Origin of the sequence: Bradyrhizobium liaoningense (assembly GCF_018130955.1) — a bacterium.
Lineage (GTDB): Bacteria > Pseudomonadota > Alphaproteobacteria > Rhizobiales > Xanthobacteraceae > Bradyrhizobium > Bradyrhizobium liaoningense_C.
In genome coordinates, this window is sequence record NZ_JAFCJM010000003.1 from 213,915 (window position 1) to 234,788 (window position 20,874).

The window sequence follows — 20,874 nt, forward strand, 5'->3', positions numbered from 1 at the left end:
GGGGTTACTGATGCGCGCGTCTTATCTCTTCACCAGCGAGTCCGTGTCTGAGGGCCATCCGGACAAGGTCTGCGACCGGATCTCCGACGAGATCGTCGACCTGTTCTACCGCGAGGGGCCGAAAGCCGGCATCGACCCGTGGGCAATCCGCGCCGCCTGCGAAACGCTCGCGACCACCAACAAGGTCGTGATCGCCGGCGAGACCCGCGGCCCGGCGTCCGTCACCAACGAGCAGATCGAGAGCGTCGTGCGCGCCGCGATCAAGGACATCGGCTACGAGCAGGAAGGTTTTCACTGGAAAACCTGCGACATCGAGATCCTGCTGCATCCGCAGTCGGCCGACATCGCGCAGGGCGTCGACGCGCTGCAGCCGGGCGAGGTCAAGGAAGAGGGCGCGGGCGACCAGGGCATCATGTTCGGCTACGCCACCAACGAGACGCCCGACCTGATGCCGGCGCCGATCTTCTACGCCCACAAGATCCTGCGCCTGATCTCCGAGGCGCGCCACTCCGGCCGCGAGAAGGTGCTGGGTCCGGACTCCAAGAGCCAGGTCACCGTGCAGTACGAGAACGGCAAGCCGGTCGGTGTGCGCGAGATCGTGGTGTCGCACCAGCATCTGGTCCCGGATCTCACCTCGAGCCAGGTTCGCGAGATCGTCGAGCCCTATGTCCGCGAGGCGCTGCCGAAGGACTGGATCAACGGCAAGACCATCTGGCACATCAACCCGACCGGCAAGTTCTACATCGGCGGTCCCGACGGCGACTCCGGCCTCACCGGCCGCAAGATCATCGTCGACACCTATGGCGGCGCTGCTCCGCATGGCGGCGGCGCGTTCTCCGGCAAGGACCCGACCAAGGTCGACCGTTCGGCTGCTTACGCAGCGCGCTATCTCGCCAAGAACATCGTGGCCGCCGGTCTTGCCGACCGCTGCACACTGCAGCTCGCCTACGCCATCGGCGTTGCGCGTCCGCTGTCGATCTACATCGACACCCACGGCACCGGTAAGGTGGCCGAGGAGAAGCTCGAGAAGGCGGTGGCGCAGGCGATGGATCTGACGCCGCGCGGCATCCGCAGCCACCTCGACCTCAACCGCCCGATCTACGCGCGCACCTCTGCCTACGGTCACTTCGGCCGTACGCCGGACAACGAGGGCGGCTTCTCCTGGGAGAAGACCGATCTCGTCGAGCCGCTGAAGCGCGCGGTCTGATCAATTCCGTCATTCCGGGGCGCCGCGCCAGCGGCGAACCCGGAATCTCGAACCTTACGGATTCCGGGTTCGCTCGTTTCACGAGTGCCCCGGAATGACTTTTTCAAACAACAGGAAGCTAGACATGAACGCCAAGCCCGGCTTCAACGATTACATCGTCAAGGACATTTCGCTCGCCGATTTCGGCCGCAAGGAACTCTCGCTCGCCGAGACCGAGATGCCCGGCCTGATGGCTACCCGCGAAGAGTACGGCCCGAAGCAGCCGCTGAAGGGCGCGCGCATCGCTGGCTCGCTGCACATGACGATCCAGACCGGCGTGCTGATCGAGACGCTGGCAGCACTCGGCGCCGACATTCGCTGGGTCTCCTGCAACATCTATTCTACGCAGGACCACGCCGCGGCGGCGATCGCAGCCGCCGGCATTCCGGTGTTCGCGGTCAAGGGCGAGACGCTGAAAGACTACTGGGACTACACCGCAAAACTGTTCGACTGGCACGGTGGCGGTCACCCGAACATGATCCTGGACGACGGTGGCGACGCCACCATGTACGTCCATCTCGGCCTGCGCGCCGAGAACGGCGACACCGCGTTCCTGGACAAGCCGGGTTCGGAAGAAGAGGAAGTGTTCTTCGCGCTCTTGAAGAAGCAGCTCAAGGAAAAGCCGAAGGGCTACTTCGCCGCGATCGCCAAGAGCATCAAGGGTGTTTCCGAAGAGACCACCACGGGCGTGCATCGTCTCTACGACATGCAGAAGGCCGGCACGCTGCTGTGGCCGGCGATCAACGTCAACGACAGCGTCACCAAGTCGAAGTTCGACAACCTCTATGGCTGCCGTGAATCGCTGGTCGACGGCATCCGCCGCGGCACCGACGTGATGCTGTCGGGCAAGGTCGCGATGGTCGCCGGCTTCGGCGACGTCGGCAAGGGCTCGGCGGCTTCGCTCCGCCAGGCCGGCTGCCGCGTCATGGTCTCCGAGATCGATCCGATCTGCGCGCTGCAGGCGGCGATGGAAGGCTACGAGGTCGTGACCATGGAAGACGCCGCGCCCCGCGCCGACATCTTCGTTACCGCCACCGGCAACAAGGACATCATCACCATCGAGCACATGCGCGCGATGAAGGATCGCGCCATCGTCTGCAACATCGGCCACTTCGACAACGAGATCCAGATCGCTTCGCTGCGCAATCTGAAGTGGACCAACATCAAGCCGCAGGTCGACGAGATCGAGTTCCCCGACAAGCACCGCATCATCATGCTGTCGGAAGGCCGCCTCGTGAACCTCGGCAACGCGATGGGCCATCCGTCCTTCGTGATGTCGGCGTCCTTCACCAACCAGACGCTGGCGCAGATCGAGCTCTGGGCCAACAACAAGGACGGCAAATACGAGAAGAAAGTCTACGTGCTGCCGAAGACGCTGGACGAGAAGGTCGCGCGCCTGCACCTCGCCAAGATCGGCGTCAAGCTCACGGAGCTCCGCAAGGACCAGGCCGACTACATCGGCGTCAAGCAGGAAGGTCCCTACAAGTCGGACCACTACCGCTACTGAGAGTACGAGACCTCAATCGAAATTGAGTTCGCAAAGCCCCGGAGAGATCCGGGGCTTTGTCGTTCGCCGATTACTTCTTGATGCCGCAGGTGTTGGTGTTCTTGCACTGGCTGCCGAGGCCGCCGTCGATCGTGCAAGGGTTACAGAACTTGGGCCGATTGCTGCCGGCCGTGACGCAGTTTGGGCTGCCGGGCCGGCAATTGGCGGAGGCGGTATCTACCGCGAACGACAGGACCGTCAATGCAAGCAGGGTCGCAGAGAGAATGCGGGTCATTGCTGTCTCCTTGGGTTGGGTTCCTCTCGTGAGGATCGACAGGAGTTTGAGCACGCGCGGGCGCGATATTCTGTGCGACGGATCACGCGTTTTGTCTGATAGGACAGTCCGTTCTTCGGTTCTTGCGGATTGACTGGTTCCATCACCGGTCGGACAATCGCAGGCGGCGGAGGAAAACATGCAACAAGAACATTTCGAAGTGCTGATCGTCGGTGCCGGCCTGTCCGGTTGAGGTCGTGGGCGGGCTCGAGGTCAGCGTCGACGGCCGTGCCGTCGATTTTGCCAAGACCCTGACCTACAAGGGCATGATGTACGCCGACGTGCCCAACATGGCGTCCGCCTTCGGCTACACCAACGCATCATGGACGCTAAAGTGCGACCTGACTCGCGAATATGTCTGTCGCCTCATCAACTACTCAACTACATGGACCGGCACAATTTCCGGCAATGCACGCCGCACAACAGCGACCCCACGGTCACGCTGCAGCCCTCGCTCGACTTTTCGTCCGGCTACGTGCAGCGCGCGGTTGCAAAAATGCCGAAGCAGGGCTCGAAGCGGCCGTGGCGCCTCTACCAGAACTACGCGTTCGACATTGTCACTCTGCGTTTCGGCAAGGTCGACGACGGCGTGATGCAGTACTCGTGATCTTCGTCTGTCGGCGGAGGAACCCGCCGATAGCTTGAGTCGAATCGCGACTTGCGATAGCGTCTTTGCGTCGCTTGGCAATCTGTTTTCGACAACGTTTGAGTTCCGCGTCGTCGGCGTCGAGGGGAAAGCGCGGGACATGTACGTCCTTGCTCTGGTCACGCAAAAGGGCGGCAGCGGCAAGAGCACGCTGGCCGCTGGACTTGCGGTAGCAGCGATGCAGCGCGGAGAGCGCGTCGCTGTCGTCGAGGCGGACGCCCAAGGCACGGTCTCGAAATGGAAAGAGCGGCGAGCAAGTTCCTATCCGCACGTCGCATGCATTACAGATCCCGGCGAAATCGAGCCGTCGATATCTCGACTCGAGGCCGAGGGGTTCTGGCTCGCAATCATTGACACAGCCGCCACGAACAATGATTTGGCGATGCGCGCGATTGCTAGCGCTGATCTTTGTCTCATCCCGACTCGTCCGAGCCCGGCCGATATCGAAGCCGCAATACCAACGCTCATTGCTATTCGCAGGCTCAACCGCCGATTTGCCTTCATCCTCAATCAGACGCCCACGCGGGGTTGTCGACTGAGCGAAGCTGCCACGTCGCTCAACTCGCTCGGCGTGCTTGCGCTCCCCTTTATTGGGCAGCGTAACGACCATCAGGATGCGCTCGGGGCTGGGTTGGGCGTGACCGAGTTCGCGCCGGAGGGAAAAGCCTCGGACGAAATTGTGGCCCTGTGGGGTTGGATTTCGGCGAACCTTATCGTGGAGTCGAATGATCATGGACAAGCCGCGCTCAAGACAGCCTGCTGATGTTGCGCGAGCCAGGCGTCGTTCGCTGGTGGAGCTGACGGCGGCGGCGAGCCGTACCATCGACGAGGGCCTGCTGGAGAGACCGCCCAACCCGATCGCCCTCTCCCGGGACGATGGACCGCAGGTCGAGCAGGCAGAGAAGACACTGGCTCAGAAGACGCCTGCTCAGAAGGCACATGCGCAGAAGACACATGCGCAGAAGGCACTCGCGCAGACGGCAGTTCCAGCGGCAGTCAACGGGAGCGTCGCGATGCCCCCGCCTGCGAAGGTGGAGTCGCGCGCCGCGCAAATCCAGAACTCCAGCAGCACCACCGATCTCGCCTTGGAAATTGCCAAAGACATGCAGGCTCGTGCCCTGGAGACAATGAAGGCCGGTGTGCACGCTGCATTGGACTATGCGAGGGATCCTGCCAGTCCGGAAAGCAAGCTCCTGGAGGGAGCTGCCGCTGAGTGTCACGCCGTCGTGCTCGAACTGATGAAAGTGAATGCGGGCGCGACCTTGCAGTATACGCGAGAGTTGGGCCGCGCGAGAACGCTCTCGGAACTGATTGAGTTGTCGAGCACGCATGCGCGAAAGCAGTGTGAGTTGGTCCTGCAACAGGCCGAATTGCTGAAATCGTTGACGCTGAACGCGACAAGGTCCGGCACTGAATAGCCCGCATGGCGTTGGCCATCGCAATAGCCGCTATCGCACGAGGTGTGCGGCAGCACCGCAGAGGTCCGTAAGAAGCATGATGATGCCGCCGATCCCGGCCGCTTATGCGGCCGGGCGTGGACGTAGTGGTTGTCGACATCGGCGTTCAGTTCGATCAGCTCATCCGGCCGCGCAGTGCCGGCGAGGATCAGCCCGTCTGCGCAGCGCGCCGGCGTCTGAATTCCAGTGCGGGCAGGCCGCCCCAGCCCCAATTGTCGGTGTCGACCTCTTCGATGATGACGAAGGTCGAGTCCAGCGGCTTGCCGAGCACGTCGAGCAGCAACTGGCTCGATCCCTTGATCAGCGCGGCTTTCTCCTCCGCGGTGAGCGACGCCGCACCCGGCGTCGTTCCCTCGCGGGTCACTTGAATGGTGACGATGGGCATGGCGCTTCCTCCACTAATGGCCGGCGCTCTGGCCGCCGTCGACGTGCAGGATCTCGCCCGTCACGAAGCCCGCCTGTTCGAGATAAAGCACGGCGTCGACGATGTCCGACATCTCGCCGATGTGCCCGACCGGGTGCAGCGCGCTAAGCTGGGCATGCGTCTCGACCGGATGCATCGGCGACTTGATGGCACCGGGTGAAACAGCGTTCACACGGATACCGCGCTTGGCATATTCGATCGCGAGCGATTTCGTTGCGGCGTTGAGCCCGCCCTTTGTCAACGAGGCGAGCACGGACGGCACGTTCGAGTTGGCGTGGTCGACGAGGCTGGTCGTGATCTGCACGACGTGGCCCGAGCCCTGCTTTTCCATTTCCGAGACGGCGAGCTGGGTGATGCGGAAGAAGCCCGCAACGTTGACCCCTAGTGCATTCGCATAGTCTTCGGCGGTGTACTGGGTGAAGGGCTTTGCGATGAAAATGCCGGCATTGTTGACGAGCGTGTCGATCCGGCCGAAGCGGTCCTTGGCCGCCGAAACCACGCGCTCGGCGGTCGCCGGGTCGGCGATATCGCCGGCAACGGTGAGGACGCCGTCGTCGTTGGACGGCTTGATCGACCGGGCGGTTGCGACCACGCGATAATTGCGGTCGCGATAGGCCTGGACGAGGGCGGCGCCGATGCCTTGCGATGCGCCGGTAATGATTGCAACTTTCTGCTCGATACCCATGGAAAACTCCTGTTGGCTGTGTGGGCCTGATCTGGCGCCGATCGGCTGCGAGGGCGGTGGATCGGCTTGGCCGAACACGTAGGCCGGCGGGGTGCCGGCGCGAAGCCACGCTGGCCGACCGACACTGTTGCGCGCCGCGAGCGAATGCCGATGCGGTTCCGTCGGTTGTCGCAAGGGTGGCGAAGCCCTAGGTTGGGGGCTGGCTCACGTGATGGCGGCGGGGCGGGTATGGATCGTCTGGATACGATGAAGGTTTTCGTCGTTGCGGTCGACGAGGGGAGTCTCGCAGCCGCCGGCCGCAAGCTCGGGCGTTCGCCCGCGGCGGTGAGCCGCGCCATCGCCTTCCTGGAGGAGCGGGTCGGCACGGAGCTCCTCCACCGGACGACGCGATCGATCAAGCTGAGCGAGGAAGGTGAGCGCTATGTTGCGATCTGTCGCCGCGTGCTGACCGAGCTCGAGGAGGCGGACATCGTCGCAGCGGGGCCGCGTGCCGCGCCACGCGGCACGCTGGCGCTGACGGGGCCGGTGGTTTCGGGCGAGATGGTGCTGCAGCCGATCCTCGACGCCTTTCTTGATGCCTATCCGACCGTGTCGGCGCGGCTGTTGCTGCTCGACCGCGCCGTCAATCTGATCGAGGAGGGCTTCGACATCGCGCTCCGCATCGGTCACCTCTCGGACTCGGCGATGGTCGCGACGCGGGTTGGCGAGGTGCGCCGGCTCGTGGTGGCCGCGCCGCGTTACCTGAAGCAGCATCCGCGGATCGAGGAGCCGGCTGATCTCGCCAAGCACCAGATTATCGGCATGGCTCACATCCCGAATTCGTGGACCTTTGCGCCCGTTGGGAAATCGTCGGTCCCGCGGGCGGTCCAAATCACGCCGAGGCTCGTGAGCAACAGCACCTACGCCGCCGTGGCCTCGGCCGTCAGCGGCCGCGGCGTGGCGCGGCTGTACTCGTACCAAGTGGCAGAGCAGGTGAAGAAGGGCAATCTCGAGATCGTGCTCGCCGACGACGAGGATCCGCCGATGCCGGTGCATGTGATCACCCCGCAGGGGCGGCTGTCGGTTCCGAAGGTGCGTGCCTTCATGGACTTCGCCGTGCCGCGCCTGAAGAAGCAATTCGCGATTCTGGCGAAGGAGGTCGCTGACCGCTGAATTGTTATTCGATCGTGACACGAAAGTGTGTCTCGCAGCTTCTTGCGTTCGTCTCGATTGGGCCCAATTCTGCAACGAACACGCGGCGCGTCACTGCCCCACTGCCCAATACAACTCACTGCCCAATACAAAGAGACAGACATGTCCGATCCTATCGACCGCGCTCGTCGTCGCTTCATCTCGTCCGCTGCCTTAACGCTCGCGGCCGTGCCGATCGTCCTCAAAGGTGCTGCCGTTGCGCAGACCTCGTCGCGGCAGCCCATCAAGCCTGGCACGACCAAGGCGTTCGCGGCCCTGAAGCAGATCGACGCCGGCGTTCTCAATGTCGGCTATGCCGAGGCTGGCCCGGCCGATGGTCCCGTGGTCGTCCTGCTGCATGGCTGGCCCTATGACATCCACAGCTTCCTCGACGTCGCGCCGGCGCTGGCCCAGGCCGGCTATCGCGTCATCGTCCCGCATCTGCGCGGCTACGGCACCACGCGCTTCCTCTCGGGCGAGACCATGCGCAACGGCGAGCCGGCCGCACTTGCCGCCGACATCGTCGCGCTGATGGATGCGCTCGATATCAAGCAGGCGACGCTTGCAGGCTACGATTGGGGCGCGCGCACCGCGAACATCGTCGCGGCGCTCTGGCCAGAGCGCGTCAAGGCGATGGTCTCTGTCAGCGGTTACCTGATCTCGAGTCAGGAGGCCGGCAAGATGCCGCTGCCGCCGAGCGCCGAGCTGCAGTGGTGGTACCAGTATTATTTCGCGACCGAGCGCGGCCGCGAGGGCTATGCGAAGAACCGGCACGACTTTGCCAAGCTGATCTGGAAGCTGGCCTCGCCGAAGTGGGACTTTGACGATGCCACCTTCGACCGCAGCGCGGCCTCGCTCGACAATCCCGATCATGTCGACATCACCATCCACAACTACCGCTGGCGGCTTGCTCTGGCGGAAGGCGAGGCCAAGTACGCCGAGCTCGAAAAGCGGCTCGCGGCGGCGCCCGTGATCACGGTGCCGACGATCACCATGGAAGGCGACGCCAATGGCGCGCCGCATCCGCCGCCCTCGGCCTATGCGAAAATGTTCTCCGGCAAGTACGAGCACCGGACGATCGACGGCGGCATCGGGCACAATCTGCCGCAGGAAGCGCCGCAGGCCTTCGTCGAGGCCGTCCTCGATGTCGCCAAGGCGTGAGCGGCCGCGTCCCATGCGTTGTTTTGCGTATACGGCGGACTGCTTGAATCGGCCATGCTCGCCAAACGGTTAACACCGGATTAACCGGCGGGTCCTACGCTGTCGGGGCTGGGGTGCTCGCAACGAGGGGAGCCCAATGGAAGCCCAGAAGATCGCCGTCGACGCCGTCGTGGCGTTGACCGAATGCGACCGTGATGCGGTTGCCGCCTTCATTCGCCGGATGTATCTCGCCGGCGTCAGGGACCCCAAGCGCCTGACCTTCAAGGGACTGCAAGCGCTGGCGCGCGCGTGATCCGATCCGGTTCAGCCTGATCCAGGCCCGGGAACCCGCCTGCGGCGCCTTGCCGCTGGGCCTGCGGCGGGTTACACGCATCTCCGGCTGGGTCACTTGGGATCGGGGAAATGCTGAGACAGCTCTTTGCGCCGCAACTTGTCATCCTCTATGTGCTTGTGGCATCGACGATTTACGTCCATTTCCGGGGCAAGCAGCGGCTGCGCTTCGCCCGCCAGCTCGGCGATCATTCGACCTATCTCGCACCCTACAACGTGCTGATGTATGCGGGCTCGGCGGTGCCGAACGAGCCGGTGATCGCGGTCGAGCAGTTTCCCGAGCTCAAGCCGCTGCGCGACAATTGGGAGACGATCCGCGACGAGGCGGTGCGGCTGTTCGACGAAGGCTTTATCCGCGCGGCCGCCAAGAACAACGACTGGGGCTTCTATTCGTTCTTCAAGAGCGGCTGGAAGCGCTTTTACCTGAAGTGGTACGACGACTTCCTGCCGTCGGCGCGCACCCTGTGCCCGAAGACCGTCGAGCTCCTCAATTCGATTCCCTCCGTGCACGGCGCGATGTTCGCGATGCTGCCGCCGGGCGGCAAGCTCGGTGCGCACCGCGATCCCTTCGCAGGATCCCTGCGCTATCACCTCGGCCTCGTGACGCCGAACTCGAACAAGTGCCGCATCCTCGTCGACGGCGTCGAATGCGTCTGGCGCGACGGCGAAGCCTTCATGTTCGACGAGACATTCATCCACAGCGCCGAGAATGCGACCGACGTCAACCGCATCATCCTGTTCTGCGACGTCGAGCGTCCCATGAAGTACGGCTTCATGACCGCGATGAACCGCTGGGTCAGCCATCACATCGTCAAGGCCTCGGCGACGCAGAACGTCGACGGCGAGAATGTCGGCGCGCTCAACAAGGTCTTCGGCAAGCTCTACGAGATCCATCTCGGGAGCCGCAAGGTCAAGGAATGGAATCGCAGCGTCTACTACACGCTGAAATATTCGCTGACGGCGCTGATCCTCGGCCTGATCGTGATGTCCGCGTTGCGGTGATCGTCGCAATGGCGCCGTTGCCGACCGCGAACGCCGAGATAGAGCAATTCTTCCGCAACTGGCTCGAAACCTTCGCGGGCTATGTCCGCGAGGTCGACTACGCCTCGGCCAAGCCGCTGTTCCACCCGGATGTGCTGGCCTTCGGCACGCATAACGACGTCATCCCGGGGCTCGATCAATGGGTCGTGACGCAGTGGGACAACGTCTGGCCGAAGACCACCGATTTCCGCTTTGTCCTCGAGCAGACCTCGATCCTGGCGTCCCCTGACGGCACGATGGCGACCGTGATCGCACCGTGGACGAGCACGGGCTATCATTCCGACGGCAGCCCGTTTCCGCGGCCGGGACGGGCGACGATGGTGTTTTCCAGAACCGCCGACGGCTGGCTGTGTGTGCACTCCCACATGTCGCTCAATCGCGGCGTGCCGCAGGTCAGCCACGCCAATCGGCCTGTCAAAGCCTGGTAACAGTGCGTAGGGCGGATTAGCGAAGCGTAATCCGCCATCCTGCCCGAGCCGGAAGCGAAAGTGGCGGATTACGCTAACGCTAATCCGCCCTACGATTCGAGCTCTATTCCGGCTTGCCGATCGCGACCTTCAGCGTGCCGACGCCGTCGACGCCGCATTCGAGCTGGTCGCCGGGCTGGAGCTGGGAGACGCCGGCCGGCGTGCCCGTCATGATGATGTCGCCGGCGGCGAGCTTCACCTGTTGCGAGAGCTGCCAGATGATCTCGGGCACGTTCCAGATCAGTTCGGTGAGGTCGCCCTTCTGGGCTTCCTTGCCGTTGACGGTGAGCCAGATCTTGCCCTTCGCGGGATGGCCGATCTTCGTGGCCGGCTGCACCGCGGAGCAGGGCGCCGAATAGTCGAACGACTTGCCGACCTCCCAGGGACGCTCCTTCTTGCGCGAGGCGATCTGGAGGTCGCGGCGGGTGAGGTCGATGCCGACGGCATAGCCGTAGACGTGGTCGAGCGCCTTGTCGGCGGGGATGTTGAGGCCGCCGCTCTTCATCGCGACGATCAGCTCGACCTCGTGATGCAGATCCTTGGTCAGCGGCGGGTAGGGGATGGTGGCGCCGTCCGGCACCAGCATGTCGGCGTGCTTGGCGAAGAAGAACGGCGGCGCCCGCTCGTCATTGCCCATCTCGCGGATGTGCTCGAGATAGTTGCGGCCGACGCACCAGATGCGGCGCACCGGATAACGTCCGGACTCGCCGACGACGGGGAGCGATGCCTGGGGCGGAAGCGGGATGACGTAGGAGGCGGCGTTCATGAAGCGATCTCGCTGCTCGGGAGGTGAAAGCAATCCTATGCGGTGGCGCTGATGGGCGCCAGCGTGCCGGCGTCGTGGTGTTGCAGGCGGAAGAAGGAGGCGTAGCGGCCGGAGCGGCGGAGCAGCTCGTCGTGCCGGCCCTGCTCGACGATCTCGCCGCCTTCGACCACCAGGATCGCATCGGCGTGCATGATGGTGTGCAGGCGATGGGCGATCACGATGGTGGTGCGGTTCCGGCAGAGATGCTCGATCGCCTCCTGCACCTGCTTCTCGGACTCGGAATCGAGCGCCGCAGTGGCCTCGTCCAGCAAGATGATCGGGGCGTTCTTAATCAGCGCGCGGGCGACGGCGATGCGCTGCCGTTGGCCGCCGGAGAGCTGGGTGCCGTGCTCGCCGACCGGCGTGTCGTAGCCGAGCGGGAAGCCCATGATGAAATCATGCGCGCAGGCGGCCTTGGCGGCGTCGATGATCTGCTCCTCGCTCGCGCCCGGTTTGCCGAAGGCGATGTTGTTGCGGATGGTGTCGCGGAACAGATAGACGTCCTGGCCGACATAGGCGGTCTGGGCCCGCAGCGACTTTCGCGAGACCGATGCGATCGACTGGCCGTCGATCAAGATGTCGCCCTGCGTCGCCTCGTAGAAGCGCAAGATCAACGCGAGCACCGTGGACTTGCCGCCGCCGGACGGACCGACCAGCGCCGTGACCTTGCCGGGCTCGGCCACGAAGCTCATGCGGTTGAGCACGGTCTCGCCCGCGCGATAGGCGAAGCTGACGTCGTTGAACTCGATGCGCGCATCGGACAGCTTCAGCGCCGGCTTGTCTTCGTCGGAATGCTCGCTCGCGGGGCTGTCGACGACCTCGAGCAGCATGCGCGCGCCGACGAGCTGGCTGTTGAGGTCGATATTGAGCCGCGCCAGCCGCTTGGCAGGCTCGGTCGCCATCAGGAAGGCGGTCATGAAGGAGAAGAACTGGCCGGGCGTGGCGCCGAGCGCGACGACGCTGTAGCCGCCATAGAGCAGGCAGCCGGCCACCGCAAAGCCGCCGAGCATCTCCATCAACGGATTGGAGCGGTTGGCGACGCGCGCCATCTTGTTGGCGTTGCGCTCGACGATCGCGATGTTCTCGTCGATGCGGCTCTGCATCGTCTCTTCCAGCGTGAACGCCTTGACGGTGCGGATGCCCTGCAGCGATTCCTGCATGGTCTCCAGGATGTCGGCGGTGCCGGTGAACTGATTGTAGGCGAGGCCCTTGATGCGCTTGACGAGCTTGCGCAGCACCAGCATCGCCGGCGGGACCACCACGAGGCCGATGAACGACATCAGCGGATCCTGCCACACCATCACGGCGATCATGCTGGCCAGCATCATGAAATCGCGCCCGATCGCGTTGACGAGCATGTTGAGCACGTCGGTGATCGATTTCGCGCCGGCCGTCAGCCGCGCCAGGAATTCCGACGAATGCCGCTCGGAGAAGAAGCCGATGCTTTCGCGCATCAGTTTTGCGAAGAGCTGGCGCTGGTTGTTGGCGAGGATGGCGTTGGAGATCTTGGACAGGATCACGGTGTGGCCGTAGGTCGCCACGCCCTTGATGAACAGCAGGATCACCGTGACGCCGGACAGCATCGCGATGCCGGCGACGTTCTTGTCGACATAGGCCTGGTTGATGACCTGGCCGAGCACATAGGTCGCAGCCGCGGTCGCGCCGGCGGCCACCGCCATCAGCGCGAAGGCGGTGAGGTAGCGCCGCCAATAGGCGATCCCCTGTTCCATGACCAGGCGGCGGATCAGAACGGCCGCGCCATAGGGATCGTCGGTGATTTTCTTTGGAAACTGGGCCATCCGTAGTCCATTGACGGGGCGGCGACAGGATTCGGCCGCGCGTCAGGGATCGAAAGGCCTCTGTGCCCGCTAAGAGCGGGTTTTTCAAGCCCAATTAAGGGCTTGCGCAATCACGGATTTTAGGCCGAGGCCGCGTGCCGGAGCTCGCCATGGTGCTCGCGGAACAGCTTTTCCTCCCAGGCGAGCGCGTGGGCCGCGATGGTCTCGAGGTCGTCATATTGCGGCTGCCAGTCGAGCAGGCCGCGGATGCGGCTGGTGTCGGCCACCATGGTCATGATGTCGCCCGGCCGGCGCGGGGCATACTGGACGGCGAAGCTGCGGCCGGACACCCGGCGCACGGCGTCGATGGTCTCGAGCACGGAATAGCCGCGGCCATAGCCGCAATTCAGCGTCGTCGAGGCGCCGCCGCGGCGCAGGTAGGCGAGCGCCGAGCGGTGCGCCTGCGACAGGTCGGTGACGTGGATGAAGTCGCGGATGCAGCTTCCGTCCTGCGTCGGATAGTCGGTGCCGAACACATCGATCTTGGCGCGCTGGCCGGTGGCCGCCTCGACCGCGATCTTGAGCAGATGCGTGGCGCCGACGGTGGCAAGGCCGATGCGCGCCTGCGGATCGGCGCCGGCGACGTTGAAATAGCGCAGCACGACATATTGCATGCCGTAGGCGGAGGCGACGTCGTGCAGCATGATCTCGGTCATCAGCTTCGACGAGCCGTAAGGCGACAGCGGCCGCGTCGGCGCGTGCTCGGGCACCGGCACCTGGTCCGGATTGCCGTAGACGGCAGCGGTCGAGGAGAAGATGAAACGGTTGATGCCGCGCTTCACCGCGACGTTGAGCAGATTGCGCGCGGTCATGAAATTGTTGCGGTAGTAGCCGAGCGGATCGCGCATCGAATCCGGCACGACGACCGAGCCCGCGAAATGGACGATGCTCTCGATGTTGTGCTGGGCGATCACGCCTTCGACCAGGTTCTCGTCGCCGGCATCGCCAATGAACAGCGGCACGCCTTCCGGCAAGTAAGCCGAGAAGCCGGTCGAGAGATCGTCGATCACGACGACGTCCTCGCCGGCTTCCGCCAGCGCCAGAACCGTGTGACTTCCGATATAGCCGGCACCGCCGGTGACAAGCACAGTCATGATCTCACCCGTCTTCCGATCAACGCGGGATGCTAACGTTTGTGCGGTGAAGAGGGGGTTTCGGCGCGGCTGAACTGGTCACTATGCTTAATGTTGCGTATAGGAACTGCGCGAAACGGAGTGTGACGTGCCCAATTCTCCCGGCGAATTGCAGGTGATCGTGCCAAATCTGCACAGGCGCTATTCCGGCGTGACCGCGACCAACCGCATGGTCGCGCCGCGGCTCGCAAGGCTTTATCGCGCCGCGTGGTTCGGCACCGACGCGCCGGAGGGAATTGCGCGGCTCAGTGGCGCCGATTTCATGAAACTGTGGCGCCGCTCCGCGCCGCTGGTCTGGCACGCGCGCCGCAACAACGAGATGATCGCAGGCGTCGCCTTACGCGCGCTCGGCTGGCCGTTGAAGCTGGTGTTCACGTCGGCTGCGCAGCGCCACCATAGCTGGATCACGCGCTGGCTGATCCGCCGGATGGACGCGATCATCGCGACGTCTGATATCTCGGCGTCGTTCCTGAAGGTGAAGGCGACCGTGATTCCGCACGGGGTTGATACCGACGTTTACGCGCCGCCCGCCGACCGTGCTGCGGCGTTTGCGGAAGCCGCGCTGCCCGGCCGTTACGCGATCGGCTGCTTTGGCCGCGTGCGCGCGCAGAAGGGCAGCGACGTCTTCGTCGAGGCGATGTGCGCGCTGCTGCCGCGCTATCCGGATTTTTCCGCCGTCATCGTCGGCGCGGTCACGCCGGAGCAGATTCCGTTTGCGAACGAATTGAAGAAGAAGATCGAGATAGCCGGCCTGCAAGCGCGCATCGTCATCACCGGCGAGCTGCCGATCGAGGACGTGCAGCGCTGGTACCAGCGGCTGACGATCTACGCCTTCACCTCGCGCAATGAAGGCTTTGGCCTGACGCTGATCGAGGCGATGGCGGCGGGAGCTGCGCTCGTCGCCTCACGCGCCGGTGCGGCCGAGCTCGTGGTCGAGGACGGTGTCACCGGCGTGCTGACGCCGCCGGGCAATGCGGATGCGCTGGCCGCCGCGCTGGAGCCGCTGATGCGCGATCCGGCCTCAGCGCTCGCCATGGGAGCGCGAGGACGGGCGCGGGTGCTGGCGCAATTCAGCCTGGATGCGGAAGCCAAGCGGATCGGCGAGGTCTATCGTCCGCTGCTGTGAACCGGTGCTTTCGGGACCGCCCGACAAAAATGTCGAAAACAACCCCATGCAAAGTAGCCGATCGGCTTTCGATCACGCTTTGCGGATTTTACGAAATTCTCTTGACGCGTCGGGCAAATCGGGGGTATGGTGCCAAAATCGCCCCGCAGCTCCCGACGCCGCACCCGCCACTCAGGTCGTGGCGCGCGCGGCCGTCTCCTGCAGCACGCGCTGTGCGATCGCGACGACCTCTGACGCTGCGATATCGCGCATGCAGCGGTGATCGTTCATCCGGCAGATCGTGCTCTGGCAGGGCTGGCACGACAGAATGCTCTTGTTCTGGACGACGGTGGCGGCAAGGCCGTTGAGCGGCGCCCAGAGGTACGGGCTGGTCGGGCCGAAGATGCCCATGGTCGGCGTGCCCAGGGCGGCTGCGATATGCATCAACCCGGAATCATTGGAGATGGCCACGCCGGCCGCGGCCATCGCCAGCACGCCGTTGCGCAAATCGGTGCCGGTCAGGTCCCGCACGTGCGGGCCGCCGGCTGCGACGATCTCCTGGGCCAGCGCCTTCTCGCCGGGGCCGCCGACGACCCAGACCTCAAGGCCCTGCTCGACGAATTGGCGGGCGGCTTCCGGATAGTAGGTCCAGCGCTTGGATGCGCCGACTGAGCCCGGGCCGAGCGCGACGGCGGCGCCGGCGCTGAGGCCGTTGGCCTGCCGCCAGCGGGCGACGTCCTCGGGCGGCACCCGCAATTGCGGCACCGGCCATTCGGGGGGCAGCGGCGCGCCGTCGGGTTGGGCCAGCGAAGCATTCTTGTCGATGAAGCGGGGCAGCCGCTTCTCGCCCCAGCGCCATTGGTTGATCAGGCCGAAGCGGACCTCGCCGACAAAGCCGACCCGCTCGGGGATGCCGGCCAGCGCGGGGGCAATGGCGGCCTTCCAGGTCCGGGGCAGCACGAGCGCGGTGCCGTAGTTCCGCTCGCGGAGCAGCCTCGCCAGGCCGAACTGGCGTCCCACGGCGAGCCGACTGCGCGGCAAGTCCCAGACGATCCCCTCGCGGACGCCGGGCATGTAGTCGACCAGCGGAGCGCAGAGCGAGGTGGTCAGCAGGTCCACCGGCCGGTTCGGCCAGCGCTCCTTCAAGACCCGCACCACGGTGTGTCCGCGCACGAAATCGCCGATCCACATATAGGGGATGATCAGGATCGGACTTGTGTCATCCGGATCCATGGTCCCCTGAAGTTGCGAATCTTTATTCATTTGTTAATGGTTGCGGTCGGCGATTTGGCTAGCGGTTCGGTAGCCGCTCCCGGCCGGCAGGTAAAGGCGGGGGACAGCAGGCGGCCCAAAACCGCTTACACTTTGGCGGATCATGCGCTAGGGCAGGACGAGTCCAGACAGGACTTCGCCGGGGTGAAATCAGGCAGGGATTTTGGAATGTTGCTGGTGACCGGTGGGGCCGGTTTTATCGGATCGAATGTCGTGGCCGCGCTCAACGACGCCGGCCGCGCCGACGTCGTGGTCTGCGACGCCCTCGGCCACGACGGCAAGTGGCGGAACCTCGCCAAGCGCCAGCTCGCCGACATCGTGCCGCCGGCCGAGCTCCTTGCCTGGCTGAACGGGCGCAAGCTCGACGCCGTCATCCATCTCGGGGCCATTTCGGAAACCACCGCGACCGACGGCGACCTCGTGATCGAGACCAACTTTCGCCTGTCGATGCGGCTCCTGGACTGGTGCACGGCGAATGCGGTGCCGTTCATCTACGCCTCGTCGGCCGCAACCTATGGCGACGGCGAGGCCGGCTTCGGCGACGACGCCTCGTTGCCAGCGCTGAAAAAACTGCGGCCGATGAATCTCTACGGCTGGAGCAAGCATCTGTTCGACCTGGCGGTGGCCGAACGCGTGGCGCGTGGCGAGAAGCTGCCGCCGCAATGCGCTGGATTGAAGTTCTTCAACGTGTTCGGCCCGAACGAATATCACAAGGGCACGATGATGAGCGTGCTGGCGCGCCGCTTCGACGACATCCGGGCGGGGCGCGTCGTGCAGCTCTTCAAGTCGCATCGCGACGGCATCGCCGACGGCGACCAGCGGCGCGATTTCATCTATGTCGATGACGTCGTCCGCGTCATCCTGTGGCTGCTCGCTGCGCCCTCCGTGTCCGGCCTCTTCAACGTCGGAACGGGCAAGGCGCGGAGCTTCAGGGATCTGATCCTCTCGGCTTACGCGGCGCTCGGCAGCAAGCCGAACATCGAGTATGTCGACATGCCCGAGCAGATTCGCGGCAGCTATCAATACTTCACCCAGAGCGAGGTCGATCGCCTCTGTCGCGCCGGCTATAACGGCGGCTTCACGGCGCTCGAGGACGCGGTTTCGGCCTATGTCAGGGGCTATCTCGATCAGCCCGATCGCTTCCGCTGAGGGCCAGAGCATGATCGCGTTCGGTTTGATCGATCTGGCCACGGGCTCCTTAACCTCTCCCGCTTGCGGGAGAGGCATAGGCCGCCCGCTGCGGCCGTCCTTCAAGAGAACGCCGAGGCGAAGCCTCGGCTATGCCGAAGGCGCGGGTGAGGGCTCTCTCCTCTTGGGGGTTCTCGATTGCGGTGACACCCTCACCCCAACCCTCTCCCGCAAGCGGGAGAGGGAGCGCACTTCCGCCGCGGCTGCAATCGTGCCTGATTTCCTCGTGGGCTAGAAAACCATGCCGACGCCGATGATCGATTTTGACGCCCTCTCGCAAGCCATGAAGAGCCGCACGGTGCTCTGTATCGGCGACCTCATGCTCGACGAGTTCGTCTATGGCGAGGTGTCGCGGATCTCGCCGGAGGCGCCGGCGCCCGTCATCGCGGCCCAGCGCAGCGAGCACCATATTGGGGGCGCCGGCAACGTCGCGCGCAATGTCGCAGCGCTCGGCGCGCGATGCATCTTCGTCGGCCTGGTCGGCGCGGATGAGGCCGCAACGCGCCTGAAAGCCGCGCTCTCCGACGAAGCCGATGTCGAGAGCATTCTGGTGTGCGATCCCGCCCGGCCGACCACCCGCAAGGTGCGCTTCGTCTCCGAGCATTTCTCGACCCACATGCTGCGGGCGGATTGGGAGCAGGCGGCACCGGCATCCGCCGAGGTCGAGCAGAAGCTGATCGAGGCGATCCTGCCGCAGCTTGCCCGCGCCGACATCGTGCTGCTGTCCGATTACGCCAAGGGCGTGCTGACCGCGCGCGTGATCCGCCACACGATCGACGGTGCGCGAAAACTCGGCAAGCGCGTCATCGTCGATCCCAAGAGCATGAATTTTGCGATCTATCGCGGTGCCACGTTGCTCACGCCCAACCGCAAGGAGTTTTCGGAGGCCACCCGCAGCCGCGCCGACAGCGAGCAAAGCATCGCTGCTGCCGCGCAGGACGTCATGCAGCTCGCTGATTGCGAAGCGATCCTGGTGACGCAGAGCGAGCGCGGCATGACGCTGGTGCCGCGGAGCGGCGAGGCCATCCACGTTCCGGCACATCCGGTGAAGGTGCGTGACGTCTCCGGCGCGGGCGACACCGTTGCCGCCGTGCTGGCAACGTCGCTTGCGGCAGGGGCCGACTGGGAGACCGCGCTGCGGATGGCGAATGCGGCGGCCGCGGTCGCCGTCGGCAAGCAGGGCACGGCGAGCGTGAGCGCGGCCGAGCTGCGCCGGAAAATCCTGCCGCACGCCTATCTCGCTGCCGAAGAAAAGATCGTGCTCGAGGCCGGTGCGCTCGATGCGCAACTCGCAGAGTGGCGCAAGCAGGGCCTGCGCGTCGGCTTCACCAATGGCTGCTTCGACATCCTGCACCCCGGCCATGTGAAAGTGCTCACGGCTGCGCGCGCGGCCTGCGACCGGCTGATCGTCGGCCTGAACAGCGACGCGTCGGTGCGACGATTGAAGGGCGAGGGCCGTCCGGTCCAGGACGAGCGCGCGCGCGCGGAAGTGCTCGCAGCGCTCGAAGCCGTCGATCTCGTCGCCATCTTCGAAGAGGACACGCCGATCCGGCTGATCACGCAGATCCGGCCGAGCGTGCTGGTCAAGGGCGGCGACTACACCCGCGAGGGGGTCGTCGGCCACGAGGTCGTCGAGGCCGCGGGCGGAGCGGTGATGCTGGTCGATATCCTGCAGGGGTTCAGCACGACTTCGCTGGTCGATCGTGCCCGGAGCGGCGGCAAGTGACGGCGCTGGTGCGGGAGACGACGTCCGCGATGCTGTTGCGGCGGCTGCGCAGCCCGGCGGCGTGGGCAGACACCGTCGATGTGTTCGCCATCCTGACTGCGGCCTCGCTGCCCTGGTCGACGTCGCTCCCGGCGATCTTCAATGCGGCGCTGCTGGTCTGCATGGTGCCGTTTCTCGACCTCAAGGCGTTCCTCGAATCGCTGAAGCGTCCGATCTGCGCGGCGCCGATCGCGTTGTTCCTGCTCGCGCTGGTCGGCACCCTGTGGTCTGACGCGCCCTGGGGTGCGCGGCTCCATGCGGTGAATCCAACGGTCAAGCTGCTCGTGCTGCCGGTGCTGCTCTATCATTTCGAGCGTTCATCGCGCGGGCACATTGTGTTCATCGCCTTCCTGGTCTCCTGCGCGCTGCTCTCAGTCATGTCGTGGCTCGTCGCCTTCTACCCGAACCTGTCGCTGAAGCCCGACTACGTGCACGGCATCTTCGTCAAGAACTACATCGACCAGAGCCAGGAATTCACGCTCTGCGCGGTGGCGCTCGCCTATCCGATCGTGCTGCTGGTGCGCGAGAAAAGGTTCTGGCTCGCGGGTCTGCTGACCGCGGTCGCGCTGAGCTTCCTCGCCAACATGGCCTTCGTGGTGGTCTCGCGCACCGCGCTCGTCACCGTGCCGATCATGCTGGCGGTCTTTGCGCTGCTTCACCTGAAATGGCGCAGCATCCTCATCATCGCCGGCGCGCTTCTCACCATCTCGCTGCTTGCCTGGCAAACTTCGCCCCAGTTGCGCAGCACCGTGGAAACCTTCTCCAGCCAGTACCGGCTCTACAAGGAGCAGGGCACCTCGACCTCGGTCGGGCTGCGGCTCGAATTCTGGCGGAAATCGCTCGGCTTCTTTGCGGAGGCGCCGATCAAGGGGCATGGAACCGGATCGACCCGCAGGCTGTTCGAGCTTGCCGCGACCGGCGGTCGCGACCAGGCCTCCAGTGAGATCATCGGCAATCCCCATAACCAGACCCTGAACGTGGCGGTGCAGTGGGGTGTCATCGGCGTGGTGATTCTCTACGCCATGTGGATGCTCCACCTCCTGCTGTTTCGCGGCGATGGGCTCGGCAACTGGATCGGACTCCTGGTGGTGGTCCAGAACATCTTCACCTCGCTGTTCAATTCCCATTTGTTCGATTTCCACGAGGGGTGGATGTACGTGCTCGGCGTCGGCATAGCCGGGGGAATGGTCCTCGGGGCCCGGCGTGCCGATCCCGCTGTGGGGGAAGGCGGTTCCTGACACGCGGATTGCTGGCAAGTGGCGGCCAGATGCGCTATCAGCGCGGTCAGATTGGGGATAACCGGATACAAATCGATCGGCGG

General features: G+C 64.7%; 20 protein-coding genes and 1 pseudogene. 14 read left to right on the top strand and 7 right to left on the bottom strand.

Annotated features, from left to right (window positions below; all coding sequences use genetic code 11):
* Positions 1-10 precede the first annotated feature (10 nt).
* Together metK and ahcY are read left to right on the top strand one after the other, a co-directional pair.
* A complete protein-coding gene (gene metK / locus JQ632_RS04010; protein ID WP_212400974.1) occupies positions 11-1,207 on the top strand; it encodes a methionine adenosyltransferase in 1,197 nt (398 codons plus the stop codon).
* A gap of 124 nt (positions 1,208-1,331) precedes the next feature.
* Positions 1,332-2,753, top strand: a complete 1,422-nt coding sequence (gene ahcY / locus JQ632_RS04015) for an adenosylhomocysteinase (protein ID WP_212400975.1) — start codon at positions 1,332-1,334, stop codon at positions 2,751-2,753.
* Positions 2,754-2,823: 70 nt separating this feature from the next.
* Here ahcY and JQ632_RS04020 read toward each other — a convergent pair whose 3' ends face one another.
* The gene (locus JQ632_RS04020) at positions 2,824-3,027 is read right to left on the bottom strand and encodes a hypothetical protein (protein WP_140978049.1); all 204 of its coding nucleotides are present in this window, start codon (positions 3,025-3,027) and stop codon (positions 2,824-2,826) included.
* Between the two features lie 227 nt (positions 3,028-3,254).
* Between JQ632_RS04020 and JQ632_RS04025 the strand changes: the two are divergent.
* The 3 genes and pseudogenes from JQ632_RS04025 to JQ632_RS04035 all read left to right on the top strand — a co-directional run.
* Positions 3,255-3,673 (top strand): annotated as a pseudogene (locus tag JQ632_RS04025) (FAD-containing monooxygenase EthA); the annotation flags it as partial.
* 34 nt (positions 3,674-3,707) lie between these two features.
* The gene (locus JQ632_RS04030; protein WP_249151339.1) at positions 3,708-4,475 is read left to right on the top strand and encodes an AAA family ATPase; all 768 of its coding nucleotides are present in this window, start codon (positions 3,708-3,710) and stop codon (positions 4,473-4,475) included.
* Positions 4,444-5,130 (top strand): phasin family protein, encoded by a 687-nt coding sequence (locus JQ632_RS04035; protein WP_249151341.1) that lies wholly within the window; start codon positions 4,444-4,446, stop codon positions 5,128-5,130. Before JQ632_RS04030 ends, JQ632_RS04035 begins: the two co-directional genes overlap by 32 nt.
* A 187-nt stretch (positions 5,131-5,317) precedes the next feature.
* On the opposite strand, the gene JQ632_RS04040 is transcribed toward JQ632_RS04035, so the two are convergent.
* Both JQ632_RS04040 and JQ632_RS04045 read right to left on the bottom strand, forming a co-directional pair.
* Positions 5,318-5,554 (bottom strand): 4-oxalocrotonate tautomerase family protein, encoded by a 237-nt coding sequence (locus JQ632_RS04040; protein ID WP_212400977.1) that lies wholly within the window; start codon positions 5,552-5,554, stop codon positions 5,318-5,320.
* A gap of 13 nt (positions 5,555-5,567) precedes the next feature.
* Positions 5,568-6,278, bottom strand: a complete 711-nt coding sequence (locus tag JQ632_RS04045) for an SDR family NAD(P)-dependent oxidoreductase (protein WP_212400978.1) — start codon at positions 6,276-6,278, stop codon at positions 5,568-5,570.
* 228 nt (positions 6,279-6,506) lie between these two features.
* On the opposite strand from JQ632_RS04045, the gene JQ632_RS04050 reads away from it, so the two are divergent.
* The 5 genes from JQ632_RS04050 (at position 6,507) to JQ632_RS04070 (ending at position 10,408) form a co-directional block, all read left to right on the top strand.
* A complete protein-coding gene (locus tag JQ632_RS04050) occupies positions 6,507-7,430 on the top strand; it encodes a LysR family transcriptional regulator (protein ID WP_212400979.1) in 924 nt (307 codons plus the stop codon).
* 141 nt (positions 7,431-7,571) lie between these two features.
* Positions 7,572-8,609 (top strand): alpha/beta fold hydrolase, encoded by a 1,038-nt coding sequence (locus JQ632_RS04055; RefSeq protein WP_212400980.1) that lies wholly within the window; start codon positions 7,572-7,574, stop codon positions 8,607-8,609.
* A gap of 136 nt (positions 8,610-8,745) precedes the next feature.
* The gene (locus tag JQ632_RS04060) at positions 8,746-8,901 is read left to right on the top strand and encodes a hypothetical protein (RefSeq protein ID WP_212400981.1); all 156 of its coding nucleotides are present in this window, start codon (positions 8,746-8,748) and stop codon (positions 8,899-8,901) included.
* A gap of 110 nt (positions 8,902-9,011) precedes the next feature.
* Positions 9,012-9,941: an aspartyl/asparaginyl beta-hydroxylase domain-containing protein gene (locus JQ632_RS04065; protein ID WP_212400982.1), complete on the top strand. Its 930-nt coding sequence runs from the start codon at positions 9,012-9,014 to the stop codon at positions 9,939-9,941.
* Positions 9,942-9,949: 8 nt separating this feature from the next.
* Positions 9,950-10,408 carry a nuclear transport factor 2 family protein gene (locus tag JQ632_RS04070; protein ID WP_212400983.1) on the top strand — a complete coding sequence of 153 codons (459 nt, stop codon included), beginning with the start codon at positions 9,950-9,952 and terminating at the stop codon, positions 10,406-10,408.
* A gap of 103 nt (positions 10,409-10,511) precedes the next feature.
* Here JQ632_RS04070 and JQ632_RS04075 read toward each other — a convergent pair whose 3' ends face one another.
* The 3 genes from JQ632_RS04075 to galE all read right to left on the bottom strand — a co-directional run bounded on the left by JQ632_RS04075 (position 10,512) and on the right by galE (position 14,184).
* A complete protein-coding gene (locus tag JQ632_RS04075) occupies positions 10,512-11,213 on the bottom strand; it encodes a fumarylacetoacetate hydrolase family protein (RefSeq protein ID WP_212400984.1) in 702 nt (233 codons plus the stop codon).
* 35 nt (positions 11,214-11,248) lie between these two features.
* On the bottom strand, positions 11,249-13,051 hold the full coding sequence (locus JQ632_RS04080; RefSeq protein ID WP_212400985.1) for an ABC transporter ATP-binding protein: 1,803 nt from the start codon (positions 13,049-13,051) through the stop codon (positions 11,249-11,251).
* A 119-nt stretch (positions 13,052-13,170) separates the two neighbouring features.
* Positions 13,171-14,184 (bottom strand): UDP-glucose 4-epimerase GalE, encoded by a 1,014-nt coding sequence (galE, locus tag JQ632_RS04085; protein ID WP_212400986.1) that lies wholly within the window; start codon positions 14,182-14,184, stop codon positions 13,171-13,173.
* A gap of 127 nt (positions 14,185-14,311) precedes the next feature.
* Between galE and JQ632_RS04090 the strand changes: the two genes are divergently transcribed.
* Positions 14,312-15,349, top strand: a complete 1,038-nt coding sequence (locus JQ632_RS04090) for a glycosyltransferase family 4 protein (RefSeq protein WP_212400987.1) — start codon at positions 14,312-14,314, stop codon at positions 15,347-15,349.
* Between the two features lie 171 nt (positions 15,350-15,520).
* On the opposite strand, the gene waaF is transcribed toward JQ632_RS04090, so the two are convergent.
* On the bottom strand, positions 15,521-16,591 hold the full coding sequence (gene waaF, locus JQ632_RS04095; RefSeq protein WP_212400988.1) for a lipopolysaccharide heptosyltransferase II: 1,071 nt from the start codon (positions 16,589-16,591) through the stop codon (positions 15,521-15,523).
* A 177-nt stretch (positions 16,592-16,768) separates the two neighbouring features.
* Between waaF and rfaD the strand changes: the two genes are divergently transcribed.
* The 3 genes from rfaD to JQ632_RS04110 all read left to right on the top strand — a co-directional run bounded on the left by rfaD (position 16,769) and on the right by JQ632_RS04110 (position 20,791).
* Positions 16,769-17,749, top strand: a complete 981-nt coding sequence (rfaD, locus tag JQ632_RS04100; RefSeq protein ID WP_212400989.1) for an ADP-glyceromanno-heptose 6-epimerase — start codon at positions 16,769-16,771, stop codon at positions 17,747-17,749.
* A gap of 280 nt (positions 17,750-18,029) precedes the next feature.
* Positions 18,030-19,514, top strand: a complete 1,485-nt coding sequence (gene rfaE1 / locus JQ632_RS04105; protein WP_212400990.1) for a D-glycero-beta-D-manno-heptose-7-phosphate kinase — start codon at positions 18,030-18,032, stop codon at positions 19,512-19,514.
* Entirely contained in the window at positions 19,511-20,791 is a 1,281-nt protein-coding gene (locus JQ632_RS04110; protein WP_312015560.1) for an O-antigen ligase family protein, read from the top strand. The genes rfaE1 and JQ632_RS04110 overlap by 4 nt, the downstream gene beginning before the upstream one ends.
* Positions 20,792-20,874 lie beyond the last annotated feature (83 nt).